The organism is Bacillus cereus group sp. N24, assembly GCF_016483345.1.
In the GTDB taxonomy this organism is placed as follows: Bacteria; Bacillota; Bacilli; order Bacillales; family Bacillaceae_G; genus Bacillus_A; species Bacillus_A toyonensis.
On sequence record NZ_JAEHCA010000012.1, the window covers coordinates 15,660 to 30,851 of the forward strand.

The following is a 15,192-nucleotide window of genomic DNA, read 5'->3' on the forward strand; positions in this document are numbered from 1 at the left end:
TACAAAGAGAGGGGTAGCATAAAAATGAATAGCTTACTTATCATGAATTGGCTGGCTGCCATTGCTGTTATTGCTTATGCGGGATATTTGTTTGTATATCTTATACGAACGAGAATGGCCTACATACAATTAGGAAAAAAGATTGAATTTGACCGTCGCTTCAAAGAACGTTGGGATCTTCTTAAGGTCAATGTTTTCGGTCAGAAAAAGCTGCTGAAAGATAAAAAGAGCGGCATTATTCACGTTATGTTTTTTTACGGATTTATTCTTGTCCAATTTGGAGCAATTGACTTCGTTTGGAAAGGACTCGCACCAGGATCGCATCTTCCACTTGGACCACTATACCCTGCATTTACATTCTTCCAGGAAATTGTCACACTCGTTATATTAATCGCAGTCTTTTGGGCTTTTCATAGACGTTATGTTGAGAAGCTAGTTCGTTTGAAACGTAATTTTAAATCAGGTCTTGTTCTTATCTTTATCGGTGGTTTAATGATTTCTGTACTACTTGGTAATGGGATGGGAATTATATGGCACGGCGAGGAACTTTCATGGAGTGAACCGATCGCTTCTGCAATCGCTTACGTTTTCTCGGGAATAAATGAAACCGTAGCCATTTCAGTGTTCTATTTTTCTTGGTGGGTGCATCTACTAATTTTGTTAACATTTTTAGTCTATGTTCCACAATCAAAACATGCACATTTAATTGCTGGACCAGCTAACGTTTTCTTCGGTCGTCTCTCAAATCCAGGGAAGCTTGAAAAGATTGATTTTGAAGATGAAACGCAAGAAACATTTGGTGTTGGTAAAATTGAAGACTTTAGACAAAATCAGCTTATTGATTTATACGCTTGCGTAGAGTGTGGGCGCTGTACAAATATGTGTCCGGCAACAGGAACAGGAAAAATGTTATCACCGATGGATTTAATTTTAAAACTTCGGGATCATTTAACTGATAAAGGAGCGGCGGTAACATCAAAAGCACCTTGGGTTCCAGTAGTTGCTTTTAATAATACACAAGGAAATCAATTAGCGATGATGGCAGCTGGAAAAGGGCAGCAAGAATCAGCAGCTACAGCGCTAGCTTACGATCCGAGTTTAATCGGAGATGTTATTACAGAAGAAGAAATTTGGGCTTGTACAACGTGCCGTAACTGTGAAGATCAGTGTCCGGTTATGAATGAGCATGTTGACAAAATTATTGATTTACGCCGCTATCTTGTTTTAACAGAAGGAAAGATGGATGCGGAAGCGCAGCGTGCGATGACGAATATCGAGCGTCAAGGGAATCCATGGGGTCTGAACCGTAAAGAGCGTGAAACATGGCGCCAAGGTGATGATGAAGTAACAGTTTCGACTGTAAAAGAAAAATCAAAAGCTGGCGAGGAGTTCGAATATTTATTCTGGGTAGGTTCGATGGGATCATACGACAATCGTAGTCAGAAGATTGCGATATCGTTTGCGAAGTTAATGAACGAAGCAGGCGTCTCATTCGCGATTCTTGGTAATAAAGAAAAGAACTCTGGAGATACACCGCGCCGCCTTGGAAATGAGTTCGTATTCCAAGAGATGGCAACAAAGAATATCGAAGAATTTGAAAAAGCAGGAGTGAAGAAAATCGTTACGATTGATCCTCATGCTTATAACACATTCAAAAATGAGTATCCAGACTTTGGCTTACAAGCAGAAGTCTATCATCATACAGAATTGTTAGCTCAGTGGGTGAAAGAAGGACTCTTAAAACCTGTTCACGCTATTGAGGAGACAGTTACGTACCATGATTCCTGTTATTTAGGACGATACAACGAAGTGTACGAAGCACCGCGCGATATTTTGAAAGCAATTCCTGGTGTGAATCTTGTAGAAATGGCACGTAACCGTGAAACAGGAATGTGCTGTGGCGCAGGTGGTGGCTTAATGTGGATGGAGGAGACAACGGGTTCTCGTATTAACGTTGCTCGTACAGAACAAGCACTAGTTGTGCAACCATCCATTATCGGTACAGGTTGTCCGTATTGCTTAACGATGATTAGTGATGGGACGAAAGCGAAGGAAGTAGAAGAGAAAGTTCAAACACTTGATGTAACAGAGATTTTAGAACGATCTGTTATCGGGCAGAAGAAAGAAGCAATGTAGTTTGTAAGCATGTATACAACTTTAGAAAGAGGTGCAATAATTGCACCTCTTCTCAACGCAAGGATACCGAGCGAGCGCTCGGTACTAAAAAAGAAACGGGGGAAAGAAATATGAATAAGACAGTTATTTTAAGTGCTGCAAGAACACCGGTTGGAAAATTTGGAGGATCTTTAAAAGATGTGAAAGCAACAGAACTTGGAGGAATTGCAATTAAAGCAGCGCTTGAAAGAGCAAATGTTTCTGCTAGTGATGTTGAAGAAGTTATATTTGGAACGGTTATTCAAGGTGGACAGGGGCAAATTCCATCTCGTCAAGCTGCGAGAGCTGCTGGAATCCCTTGGGAAGTGCAGACGGAAACAGTAAATAAAGTTTGTGCATCGGGACTTCGTGCGGTTACGTTAGCAGATCAAATTATTCGTACTGGTGATCAATCACTTATTGTAGCTGGTGGAATGGAATCAATGAGTAACAGTCCTTACATTTTACGAGGTGCAAGATGGGGATACAGAATGGGTAACAACGAAGTTATCGATTTAAACGTGGCAGATGGTTTAACATGCGCATTTTCAGGCATACACATGGGCGTTTATGGCGGCGAAGTTGCGAAGGAAGACGGAATCTCTCGCGAAGCCCAAGATGAATGGGCATATCGTAGTCATCAGCGTGCGGTTTCAGCGCATAAAGAAGGGCGTTTTGAAGAGGAAATTGTACCAGTAACAATTCCGCAAAGAAAAGGCGATCCTATCGTTGTTGCTAAAGATGAAGCACCGCGTGAAGATACAACAGTTGAAAAGTTAGCAAAATTAAAACCTGTATTTGATAAAACAGCGGCGGTGACAGCTGGTAATGCACCAGGCTTAAACGATGGCGGTGCTGCACTTGTATTAATGAGCGAGGACAGAGCGAAGCAAGAAGGAAGAAAGCCTTTGGCGACGATTTTAGCACATACGGCAATCGCGGTAGAATCAAAAGATTTCCCAAGAACGCCAGGTTATGCAATTAACGAATTATTGAAAAAAACAGGCAAGACAATTGAAGACATCGATTTATTCGAGATTAATGAAGCGTTTGCGGCAGTAGCAATTGCGAGTACAGAGATTGCAGGTATTGACCCAGAAAAATTGAATGTAAATGGCGGCGCGGTAGCAATGGGACACCCAATTGGAGCAAGTGGAGCGCGTATTATCGTTACACTTATCCATGCACTGAAGCAGCGCGGTGGCGGAATTGGAATTGCTTCGATTTGTAGCGGTGGCGGTCAAGGTGATGCAGTGATGATTGAGGTTCATTAATTTACGGTGAGAAAACGATTCATTTATTACAGACTTATATTAAGGGGGAAGAAAGAATGGGTGTACAAAAAATAGTTGTAATTGGTGCGGGACAAATGGGATCGGGAATTGCGCAAGTATGTGCAATGGCAGGATATGATGTGAAGATTCAAGATTTAAAACAAGAGCAATTAGATAGAGGGCTAGCTATCATTACGAAAAACTTAGTGCGTCAAGTAGAAAAAGGACGCATGAAGGAAGAAGAGAAAGAGGAAACGTTAAATCGTCTTACAGTAACTCTTGATTTAGATTGTGTGAAAGAAGCTGATCTTGTTATTGAAGCAGCTGTTGAGAAAATGGATATTAAAAAGAAAATATTTGCGAATTTAGATGAAGTTGCTCCAGATCATACAATTTTAGCAACGAATACGTCATCTCTTCCAATTACTGAAATTGCAGCGGTAACGAAGCGCCCAGAAAAAGTAATCGGTATGCACTTTATGAATCCAGTTCCCGTTATGAAGCTCGTTGAAATTATTCGTGGTTTAGCTACAGATGATGCAGTTTATGAAACGATTGAAGATATTACGAAAAAAATCGGAAAAGTGCCAGTTGAAGTAAATGATTTCCCGGGATTTGTATCGAATCGTATTTTATTACCGATGATTAACGAAGCAATTTATACGTTATATGAAGGTGTAGCGACGAAAGAAGCGATTGATGAAGTAATGAAACTTGGTATGAATCATCCAATGGGGCCTCTGACACTAGCTGATTTTATCGGTTTAGATACGTGTTTATACATTATGGAAGTGTTGCATGAAGGATTAGGAGATAGTAAATATCGCCCATGTCCATTACTACGTAAGTACGTAAATGCAGGATGGTTAGGGCGTAAAACGGGCCGTGGTTTCTATGTTTATGAGTAAATCCCTCCTTGTATAGAGTAGTGGTCTTACCAAATTGTTAAAAGATATATAGCAAATGGAGGCGGAGTATATGAACTTTCGTTTTAATGAAGAGCAACAGATGATGAGGAAAATGGTTCGGGATTTTGCACAGAAGGAAATAGCACCCTTTGTTCCTAGCATGGAACAAGGGGTGTTCCCGACAGAGATTTTGCAAAAGATGGGTGAGCTTGGATTAATGGGTATTCCAGCGCCTGCAAAATACGGCGGCGCAGAAATGGATTTTATTTCTTACATTTTAGCAATTGAGGAAATCTCAAAAGTAAGCGCAACGGTTGGTGTAATTTTAGCTGTACATACGTCAGTTGGAATGAACCCGATTTTATATTTTGGAACAGAAGAGCAGAAGCAGAAATATGTTTCTAAGCTTGCGGCTGGTGAATATTTAGGTGCATTCGCCTTAACTGAGCCAAATGCTGGATCAGATGCAGGGAGTTTGAAATCACGAGCTGTCAAGAAAGGTGATAATTACATCATTAATGGATCGAAAGTATTTATTACAAATGGCGGCGAAGCAAGTACATACATCGTTTTCGCTTCTACAAATCCAGATGCAGGAAAAAGTGGTATTTCTGCATTTATTGTAGAGAAAGATACGCCAGGCTTAATTATCGGAAAAGATGAACATAAGATGGGACTTCTCGGTTCTCGTACAGTTCAACTTACGTTCGAAGATATGATAGTGCCGGCTGAGAATTTACTCGGTGAAGAGGGACAAGGATTCAAGGTAGCGATGGCGAATTTAGATGTTGGACGAATTGGAATCGGGGCGCAGGCGTTAGGGATCGCGGAAGCGGCGCTCGCATGTGCGATAGATTATGCAAAGGAACGAGAGCAATTCGGAAAGCCGATTGCGGCGCAGCAAGGGATTGGCTTCAAACTTGCAGATATGGCGACAAGTGTGGAGGCGGCGCGATTACTTGTATATAGGGCTGCATCGCTTAGAGCACAAGGATTACCATGCGGTAAAGAAGCGTCTATTGCGAAGTTATTTGCTTCTAAGACAGCAGTTGAAGTTGCAATTGAAGCGGTACAAGTATTTGGCGGTTACGGTTATACGAAAGATTATCCGGTAGAGAGATTTTTCCGTGATGCGAAGATTACGCAAATTTATGAAGGAACGAGTGAGATACAAAAACTTGTTATTAGCCGTGCTTTATAAAGGGAAGAGGGGGAGACGGAAATGCATTTTAAATTATCAGAAGAACATGAAATGATAAGAAAAATGGTTCGGGATTTTGCTAAGAACGAAGTAGCACCAACGGCAGCTGAGCGTGATGAGGAAGAGAGATTTGACCGCGAGCTATTTGATCATATGGCGGAGCTTGGTTTGACAGGTATTCCATGGCCTGAAGAGTATGGTGGAATTGGAAGCGATTACTTAGCGTACGTAATTGCGATCGAAGAATTATCACGCGTTTGTGCTTCTACAGGTGTAACGCTGTCCGCTCATACTTCACTTGCTGGGTGGCCGATTTTTAAATTCGGAACGGAGGAGCAAAAGCAAAAGTTTTTGCGACCGATGGCTGAAGGGAAGAAAATTGGTGCATACGGTTTAACGGAACCGAGTTCTGGATCAGATGCTGGTGGAATGAAGACAATCGCCAAAAGAGATGGAGACCATTACATATTAAATGGATCGAAAATTTTCATTACAAATGGCGGTATTGCTGACATTTATGTTGTTTTTGCGTTAACAAATCCTGAATCGAAGCAGCGCGGCACGAGCGCATTTATTGTGGAAAGCGATACACTAGGATTTTCGGTTGGGAAGAAGGAAAGTAAACTAGGGATTCGCTCTTCGCCAACGACTGAAATTATGTTTGAAGATTGCCGTATTCCTGTAGAAAACCTACTAGGAGAAGAAGGGCAAGGATTTAAGATTGCAATGCAAACGTTAGATGGCGGTCGTAACGGTATTGCTGCACAAGCAGTTGGTATTGCACAAGGGGCTTTAGATGCTTCTGTAGAATATGCAAGAGAGCGCCATCAATTTGGAAAGCCGATTGCGGCGCAGCAAGGGATTGGCTTTAAACTTGCGGATATGGCAACGGATGTAGAGGCTGCGCGCCTTTTAACATATCAAGCTGCGTGGCTTGAATCGGAAGGGCTTCCGTATGGGAAGGAATCAGCGATGTCAAAAGTATTTGCAGGTGATACAGCGATGAAGGTGACGACTGAAGCTGTGCAAGTATTTGGTGGTTACGGTTATACGAAAGATTATCCAGTAGAGCGTTATATGCGAGATGCAAAGATTACACAGATTTATGAAGGAACACAAGAAATTCAAAGGCTCGTAATTTCTCGTATGTTAACGAAGTAGGGGCAAAGGCGTAGGTATTTTCCTACGCTTTTTCCTTCCAAAAAATAATAGAGAGAGGTGAAGGGGATGGTTAAACATAATGTGCATGCGTCAGTAAAAGATGAAAAACTAGTTGCGTTAAGGCGTGAACAAATGATTAAAGGTGCGGTGCAACTGTTTAAGCAAAAAGGATTCCCGCGTACAACAACGAGAGAGATTGCAAAAGCGGCCGGATTTAGTATCGGAACACTATATGAATACATTCGTACGAAAGATGACGTATTATATTTAGTTTGTGATAGTATTTATGAACATGTAAAAGAACGATTAGAGGAAGTAGTATGCACGGAGAAGGGAAGTATAGACAGTTTAAAGATAGCGATAACAAATTACTTTAAAGTGATGGACGAATTGCAAGAAGAAGTATTAATCATGTATCAAGAAGTACGGTTTTTACCGAAAGAATCACTCCCATACGTACTAGAGAAAGAGTTTCAAATGGTAGGAATGTTTGAGAATATTTTAGAACAATGTACAGAAAATGGAACATTTATATTAAATAAAAAAGAAATACAGCTTCTTGCACATAACATTTTCATACAAGGACAGATGTGGGGATTTAGACGTTGGGCGCTGCAAAAACTGTATACGCTCGAAGAATATACAGAAATGCAAATTAGGTATGTGTTGCAAGGGGCGCATATGCTTCCGAAGTAAGGAATGGACAAATTATAATTTTATTACCATATAAAGTGAGGGTATTCATCCAAAGCCGATTAGTAGCCTTCACAAATCAGGCGTTTACAGGTAGCGGGGCTTCCGCCTAACTTCTTTGCTCCAGCCGAATGTTGAGACGGGAGTTTTACTGCTCGCAAATAGCGGGATAAAAGTTTCCCGTTTTTTTTGTAGCATATTTGTGCGACTTTTGTTTATAATGAATAGTATGGATTTTTTTAAGCAGACCGTTATATATAAGGTTATATTTGATGAAAGGAAGTGCCGCATAAGTGAATTTTAAGCAATATTCACCAGAAGAGCTAAAAGAATGTTCAATGATTGAAGTTGTACATAGCGTTTTAGGGGATAAAAGACAAGCAACGACATTCAACGAGTTGGTTAAAGAAATCGCTCAAGTGCTGGGACTATCTCAAGAGCAAGTTAATGCGAAACTCGCACAATTTTATACAGATTTAAACATCGATGGACGCTTCATTAATTTAGGAGAAAATCGTTGGGGACTACGTAGCTGGTACCCATATGAGCAAATCGATGAAGAAATTCTGCCTCAGCCAAAACCGAAGAAGAAACGTAAAGTTGAAGAGGACGGTTTTGACGACTACATGGAAGACGAAGATGACTTCGACGATGCAGACGGAAATGTAGAGGAAGAAGAAGTAGAAGATTTGGACAAGGTTCTTGAAGAAGAAGACGGAGATGACGATGATCTTGATGATTTAGATGAAGATGATGAAGATGACTTCGCTGAAGAAGAACTTGAGTATGATGAAACTGAAGAAGAAGAGGAAGAACTGTAGTTCTTGACTTTTCATTATCGTCCATGTAGAATCATTTTTGGGCTCTTTAAAAAAGGACGATAATACTTTTAAAGTGTAAATATAAAAGAAAATTGCTCCCTACTTGTTACTTTTTGTGATGAGGGGAGCAATTTTCTTTTTTGTTTTTTGTTTAGAATACAAAAAGAGTCTAACAATAAGATAGATACAGTGTTATCTACATACGTTGCGCTTTGCAACGGTGATTATATAACAACAAGGTAGAAGGGAGCTTTTTCATGACTAAGTATATTTTTGTAACAGGCGGTGTAGTATCGTCTTTAGGTAAAGGTATTACAGCAGCATCTCTTGGAAGACTTTTAAAAAATCGTGGTTTAAACGTAACGATTCAAAAGTTTGATCCGTACATTAACGTAGACCCAGGGACTATGAGCCCATACCAACACGGTGAGGTATTCGTAACAGATGATGGTGCAGAAACGGACTTAGACCTTGGTCACTATGAACGTTTTATCGACATCAACTTAAACAAATACAGCAACGTAACAACAGGTAAAATTTACTCTTCAGTTCTTCAAAAAGAGCGTCGTGGTGAATATCTAGGAGGAACAGTTCAAGTTATTCCTCACATTACTAACGAAATTAAAGAACGTGTATATCGTTCTGGTCGCGAAACAAATGCGGACGTTGTTATTACAGAAATCGGTGGAACTGTTGGTGATATCGAGTCTCTACCATTCTTAGAAGCAATCCGTCAAATTAAGAGCGACATCGGTCGTGACAATGTAATGTACATTCACTGTACGTTAATCCCGTACTTAAAAGCAGCGGGTGAAATGAAAACAAAACCAACGCAACATAGCGTTAAAGAGCTTCGTAGCTTAGGTATTCAACCAAATATTATCGTTGTTCGTACAGAACTGCCTGTTTCTCAAGATATGAAAGACAAGCTTGCATTATTCTGTGACATTGATACAAAAGCAGTTATCGAAGCACGCGATGCAGATACTTTATACGCGGTTCCATTATCTCTTCAAGAGCAAAACATGGACCAAATTGTTTGCGATCACTTAAAATTAGACAATCCAGCTGCAGATATGACAGAGTGGACTGCGCTAGTTGATAAAGTACGTAACCTTTCTAAGAAAACAAAAATCGCTCTTGTTGGTAAATACGTAGAGCTTCAAGATGCATATATTTCTGTTGTAGAAGCACTTCGTCATGCAGGTTATTCATTCGACACAGATGTAGAAGTGAAATGGGTAAACGCTGAGCACGTAACAGCAGAGAACGTAAAAGAATTAGTTGGTGACACAGATGGTATTCTTGTGCCAGGTGGTTTTGGAGATCGTGGTGTAGAAGGTAAAATCGTTGCAATTCAATATGCTCGTGAAAACAAAGTTCCATTCTTAGGAATTTGCTTAGGTATGCAACTTGCATCAATCGAATTTGCACGTAACGTATTAGGATTAGAAGGAGCTAACTCTTCTGAAATTAATCCTGACACACCTTATGCAATCATCGACTTATTACCAGAGCAAAAAGATGTAGAAGACTTAGGTGGTACACTTCGTCTTGGTCTATACCCATGTAAGCTTTCTGAAGAAACGAATGCTTATAGAGCTTACAGTGAGCCAGTTGTATATGAGCGTCATCGTCATCGTTATGAGTTCAACAATCAATTCCGTCCGGATATGGAAAAAGCAGGATTTGTATTCTCTGGTACAAGCCCAGACGGTCGCCTAGTTGAAATCATTGAATTAAAAGATCATCCTTGGTTCGTGGCAGCACAGTTCCACCCAGAACTTGTATCTCGTCCAAACCGTCCACAACCATTGTTCCATGATTTCGTAAGTGCTTCTATTACGAATAAAGAGAGCAAGTAATAAAAAAGCGCCTGAAATAGGGCGCTTTTTTTAATATTCGTTTAACATTTCATCAATTGTAAATTTCAATCCGTGATAAGCAAATAAGGCTATCATTAAACTTGGGAATCCGTAGCGATTACCTTCATCGTCTGGAATAAGACCTTTTAACAGTTTTGTATCAATATGTACATCTGTATATTGTTCCAGTGATTCAATACCTTCTTGAATAGCAGAGATTCCAACGATAGAGTGGCCTTCTTCTTGAAGTTTTTTTGCAATACTTACCGCTTCTTCATCTGTTGAAAAACGGCTAATAAGAAGTACACGGTCTGCAGAAGTTACTTCTGCTTCTTTATCATTTTCAAATAAACGTTTTGCTTGCTGCATTGGTTCAGCACCGAATAGTGCTTCAGCAACAACACCATCCATTTCATTTGTACCATGTAAATAAATGAAGCCATCGCCAACTAATGCTTGAGCAAGTAGACGAGCGCTATCTTCTATATTCATTTCCTCTTTTTGAGAAACTCTGGAGAAATAACCACTTAATTGAGTTGAAAAAATTTTTAACATAATGTTACTCCCTTCGTACGTGTTCGCCGGCTTTCATTATAGTGTATTTTTTTAGAAAGGTGAAATCGTAGGGTAGCATAACAAAAAAGGAAACGGTAAAATAAGAAAGAATAGGAAGGAATTTGCCAAAGAATAGCGAAAATAAATCGTTAAGATATAAGAAGCTTTAAATCTTGTATTTATACAGAAAGGTTGGGAGTTATGGAAGGGAAAATTTTAATCGTTGATGATCAATATGGCATTCGTGTGTTATTACATGAAGTGTTCCAAAAAGAAGGTTATCAGACGTTCCAAGCAGCGAATGGATTTCAAGCTTTAGATATCGTGAAAAAAGATAATCCAGATTTAGTTGTGTTAGATATGAAAATTCCAGGTATGGATGGTATAGAGATTTTAAAGCATGTAAAAGAAATTGATGAGAGTATTAAAGTAATTTTAATGACTGCTTATGGAGAGCTTGATATGATCCAAGAGGCAAAAGATTTAGGAGCTTTAATGCACTTTGCTAAACCATTTGATATTGATGAAATTCGTCAAGCGGTGAGAAATGAGCTTGCTGTAGAGGCGTAAAAAATGAATTTTTTATAAAAAATATGGAAAAAAGCGTTTACATGGACTATTGAGCAGGTGAATACAGTTGAGTTTTTGAGTACAAGTTGTTATCCTATTGAGTGTAGAAAAAAGTCCGGTATGTAAATATACATATTTTACCTTATTCTGGTCATACTACCAGCGATAAGAATTTATCGGATACAAAAAACGTTTTTTAGGAGGATTCACCATGCCTTTAGTTTCTATGAAAGAAATGCTAAACAAAGCACTAGAAGGAAAATACGCAGTTGGTCAATTCAACATGAACAACTTAGAGTGGACTCAAGCTATCTTAGCTGCTGCGGAAGAAGAAAAATCTCCTGTAATCCTAGGTGTATCTGAGGGTGCAGCTCGTCATATGACTGGTTTCAAAACAGTTGTAGCTATGGTTAAAGCTTTAATCGAAGAAATGAACATTACTGTTCCTGTAGCGATTCACCTTGACCATGGTTCAAGCTTCGAAAAATGTAAAGAAGCAATCGATGCAGGTTTCACATCTGTAATGATTGACGCTTCTCACCACCCATTCGAAGAAAACGTTGAAACTACTAAAAAAGTGGTAGAATACGCACACGCTCGTAACGTATCTGTTGAAGCTGAGCTTGGAACAGTTGGCGGACAAGAAGATGATATCATCGCTGAAGGCGTAATTTACGCTGATCCTGCAGAGTGTAAGCACCTTGTTGAAGCAACTGGCATCGACTGCCTAGCTCCAGCTTTAGGTTCTGTACACGGTCCTTACAAAGGTGAGCCTAACTTAGGATTCGCAGAAATGGAGCAAGTTCGCGACTTCACTGGCGTACCTTTAGTATTACACGGTGGTACTGGTATCCCAACTGCTGATATCGTAAAAGCTATTTCTTTAGGTACTTCAAAAATTAACGTAAACACTGAGAACCAAATTGAGTTTACAAAAGCTGTTCGTGAAGCATTAAACAAAGATCAAGAAGTTTACGATCCTCGTAAATATATTGGACCTGGCCGCGAAGCTATCAAAGCAACTGTTGCTGGTAAAATTCGCGAATTCGGTTCTAACGGTAAAGCGTAAGAATAAAATTCCGTTTTGGAAACCGTCTAGTCTTTTAGACGGTTTCCTTTCGTTGTATAATGAAAGCGTGAACAAGTCTAAAGATTTTTATCATTTCGTTTTTGAAATAGAAAATAATGTGCATAGTCCTATTAATAAATGTGATAACGTATCTAAATTGATAAATTTTGCTCGATGAATAGTTAATCTTTATCTATTCGGAATACAGGAGAAATGGAGATAATGGTTTCCTATTTATTGAGTTTTGGGATGGAAAGAGTGATTGAGATTCTTAAGGGGAATCTTCTAATTCTTTTTATAAAGAATTTAGAAGGTAAATACATTCACAAGAAGGGAGCTCAATATGGAAAAATTGCTAATTGAAGGCGGAAGAGCTTTAAATGGAACAATTCGAGTGAGTGGTGCGAAAAACAGCGCTGTTGCACTAATTCCAGCGACAATTTTAGCAGATACTCCAGTAACCATTGGTGGAGTTCCTAATATTTCGGACGTGAAAATGTTAGGAGACTTACTAGAGGAAATTGGAGGGAAAGTAACATATGGGCAGGAGGAAGAGATGGTAGTCGATCCTTCTAACATGGTTGCGATGCCTTTACCAAATGGAAAAGTGAAAAAGTTGCGTGCTTCTTATTATTTAATGGGTGCGATGCTTGGTCGTTTTAAAAAAGCTGTTATTGGGCTTCCAGGTGGATGTCATTTAGGACCGAGGCCAATTGATCAGCATATTAAAGGGTTTGAAGCGTTAGGTGCACATGTTACGAATGAACAAGGTGCTATCTATTTAAGAGCAGATGAATTGCGCGGGGCGCGTATTTATTTAGACGTTGTTAGTGTAGGGGCTACGATTAATATTATGCTAGCAGCTGTCCGAGCAAAAGGTAGAACTGTTATTGAAAATGCAGCGAAAGAACCTGAGATTATTGATGTAGCTACATTGTTAACAAGCATGGGAGCACGCATTAAAGGTGCTGGTACAGATGTAATCCGAATTGATGGTGTGGACTCACTGCATGGTTGTCACCATACTATCATTCCAGATCGTATTGAGGCTGGTACGTATATGATTTTAGGAGCGGCATCAGGAGGAGAAGTAACAGTTGATAATGTTATTCCTCAGCATTTAGAGTCAGTTACTGCAAAGCTAAGAGAAGCTGGTGTTCAAGTTGAAACGAACGATGATCAAATTAAAGTGAACGGTAATAGAAGGTTAAAAGTAGTTGATATAAAAACGCTTGTATATCCAGGTTTCGCAACAGATTTACAACAGCCGTTTACGACGCTTTTAACAAAGGCGCACGGGACGGGAGTTGTAACGGATACAATTTACGGCGCTCGTTTCAAACATATTGATGAATTACGTCGTATGAATGCACAAATTAAAGTAGAAGGTCGTTCGGCAATTGTAACTGGTCCTGTTTTATTACAAGGTGCAAAAGTGAAGGCGAGTGACTTACGAGCTGGGGCTTCGCTTGTTATTGCAGGATTAATGGCGGATGGAATTACCGAAGTAACCGGACTTGAGCATATTGATCGAGGTTATGAAAATATAGTAGACAAGCTTAAAGGGCTTGGTGCAAACATTTGGCGAGAACAAATGACAGAGCAAGAAATTGAAGAGCTGAAGAACGCATAAGTGATACTTCCGCAAGTGGGGAGCGAAGTATCACTATTTGCGGAAGTACACTTTATAGAAAAATAAAGTTCACAAAATACGGCAGAAATATAAAGGCTTAAAGGAGAGGGATTATCGTGGAAAGAAGTTTATCTATGGAGTTAGTACGTGTAACAGAGGCTGCAGCATTATCATCAGCGCGTTGGATGGGACGCGGGAAAAAGGATGAAGCAGACGGTGCAGCAACGTCAGCTATGCGTGATGTATTTGATACAATTCCGATGAAAGGTACAGTTGTAATTGGTGAAGGTGAGATGGATGAAGCGCCAATGCTGTATATCGGAGAGAAATTAGGTACAGGGTATGGGCCGCGCGTAGACGTTGCAGTTGATCCTTTAGAAGGGACAAACATTGTAGCAGCTGGCGGATGGAATGCACTTGCCGTTATTGCAATTGCAGATCATGGTAATTTGTTACATGCTCCTGACATGTACATGGATAAAATCGCGGTTGGTCCAGAAGCAGTTGGAGCCGTTGATATTGATGCACCTATTATTGATAACTTACGTGCAGTTGCGAAAGCAAAAAACAAGGATATTGAAGATGTTGTAGCAACAGTTTTAAACCGTCCACGTCATCAAGCAATTATCGAAGAAATTCGTAAAGCTGGTGCTCGTATTAAATTGATTAACGATGGAGATGTAGCTGGAGCAATCAATACAGCATTTGACCGTACAGGTGTAGATATTTTATTCGGTTCTGGTGGGGCTCCTGAAGGAGTATTAGCAGCTGTCGCATTAAAATGTTTAGGTGGAGAAATCCACGGAAAGCTTCTTCCTCAAAATGAAGCTGAATTAGCTCGTTGTAAAAAAATGGGTATTGAAGATATAAATCGTATTCTTCGTATGGAAGACTTAGTAAAGGGTGACGATGCAATCTTTGCAGCAACAGGTGTAACAGATGGAGAATTGTTACGAGGTGTTCAATTTAAAGGTAGCGTTGGAACAACACAATCTCTTGTTATGCGTGCAAAATCAGGTACAGTACGTTTCGTAGACGGACGCCATAGTTTAAATAAAAAACCGAACTTGGTTATTAAATAAAAAGCGTAAGCAGCTCGTTCAGAATGGAAGAAGCAAAGCTACCGACCATTCTAGTTGTTAAAACTAGATTAAATAATAAGCGAAGACAAATTTTCTTGTCTTCGCTTATTGTATTTGTGTCCCAACGTATTGATTAAAACTAGATAAAAGGGTTACAATAGTGAATATTACCCTACTTGAACTTATTGCCTTTCATTATTAATTAT

The 15,192-nt window shown here is 39.7% G+C and carries 12 protein-coding genes and 1 pseudogene; 12 read left to right on the top strand and 1 reads right to left on the bottom strand.

Annotation, left to right across the window (positions count from 1 at the left end; genetic code table 11):
• Positions 1-24: 24 nt before the first annotated feature.
• The 8 genes and pseudogenes from JDS95_RS17610 to pyrG all read left to right on the top strand — a co-directional run bounded on the left by JDS95_RS17610 (position 25) and on the right by pyrG (position 10,077).
• Positions 25-2,136, top strand: a complete 2,112-nt coding sequence (locus tag JDS95_RS17610) for a (Fe-S)-binding protein (protein ID WP_001086791.1) — start codon at positions 25-27, stop codon at positions 2,134-2,136.
• 9 nt (positions 2,137-2,145) lie between these two features.
• A pseudogene (locus JDS95_RS17615) lies at positions 2,146-3,428 on the top strand (acetyl-CoA C-acetyltransferase).
• Positions 3,429-3,484: 56 nt separating this feature from the next.
• The gene (locus JDS95_RS17620; RefSeq protein ID WP_000538856.1) at positions 3,485-4,336 is read left to right on the top strand and encodes a 3-hydroxybutyryl-CoA dehydrogenase; all 852 of its coding nucleotides are present in this window, start codon (positions 3,485-3,487) and stop codon (positions 4,334-4,336) included.
• Positions 4,337-4,406: 70 nt separating this feature from the next.
• Positions 4,407-5,537 (top strand): acyl-CoA dehydrogenase, encoded by a 1,131-nt coding sequence (locus JDS95_RS17625; protein WP_001011192.1) that lies wholly within the window; start codon positions 4,407-4,409, stop codon positions 5,535-5,537.
• A 21-nt stretch (positions 5,538-5,558) separates the two neighbouring features.
• Entirely contained in the window at positions 5,559-6,698 is a 1,140-nt protein-coding gene (gene acdA / locus JDS95_RS17630; RefSeq protein WP_000545537.1) for an acyl-CoA dehydrogenase AcdA, read from the top strand.
• Between the two features lie 66 nt (positions 6,699-6,764).
• Complete coding sequence (locus tag JDS95_RS17635; protein WP_000238592.1) at positions 6,765-7,394, top strand: TetR/AcrR family transcriptional regulator; 630 nt, start codon at positions 6,765-6,767, stop codon at positions 7,392-7,394.
• A 290-nt stretch (positions 7,395-7,684) separates the two neighbouring features.
• Positions 7,685-8,212, top strand: coding sequence for a DNA-directed RNA polymerase subunit delta (rpoE, locus tag JDS95_RS17640; RefSeq protein WP_061529768.1), 528 nt, complete (start codon positions 7,685-7,687; stop codon positions 8,210-8,212).
• 257 nt (positions 8,213-8,469) lie between these two features.
• Positions 8,470-10,077: a CTP synthase gene (gene pyrG, locus JDS95_RS17645; RefSeq protein WP_000170441.1), complete on the top strand. Its 1,608-nt coding sequence runs from the start codon at positions 8,470-8,472 to the stop codon at positions 10,075-10,077.
• Between the two features lie 30 nt (positions 10,078-10,107).
• On the opposite strand, the gene JDS95_RS17650 is transcribed toward pyrG, so the two are convergent.
• Positions 10,108-10,632: a DUF2529 domain-containing protein gene (locus JDS95_RS17650; RefSeq protein WP_000912396.1), complete on the bottom strand. Its 525-nt coding sequence runs from the start codon at positions 10,630-10,632 to the stop codon at positions 10,108-10,110.
• Between the two features lie 201 nt (positions 10,633-10,833).
• On the opposite strand from JDS95_RS17650, the gene spo0F reads away from it, so the two are divergent.
• From spo0F to glpX, 4 genes are all read left to right on the top strand, one after another.
• Positions 10,834-11,202, top strand: coding sequence for a sporulation initiation phosphotransferase Spo0F (spo0F, locus tag JDS95_RS17655; protein WP_000398594.1), 369 nt, complete (start codon positions 10,834-10,836; stop codon positions 11,200-11,202).
• 211 nt (positions 11,203-11,413) lie between these two features.
• Positions 11,414-12,271 (top strand): class II fructose-bisphosphate aldolase, encoded by an 858-nt coding sequence (locus tag JDS95_RS17660; protein WP_001131849.1) that lies wholly within the window; start codon positions 11,414-11,416, stop codon positions 12,269-12,271.
• Positions 12,272-12,614: 343 nt separating this feature from the next.
• Complete coding sequence (gene murA, locus JDS95_RS17665) at positions 12,615-13,904, top strand: UDP-N-acetylglucosamine 1-carboxyvinyltransferase (RefSeq protein WP_000413250.1); 1,290 nt, start codon at positions 12,615-12,617, stop codon at positions 13,902-13,904.
• Positions 13,905-14,020: 116 nt separating this feature from the next.
• Positions 14,021-14,986, top strand: coding sequence for a class II fructose-bisphosphatase (gene glpX, locus JDS95_RS17670; protein WP_000442336.1), 966 nt, complete (start codon positions 14,021-14,023; stop codon positions 14,984-14,986).
• Positions 14,987-15,192: the final 206 nt, after the last annotated feature.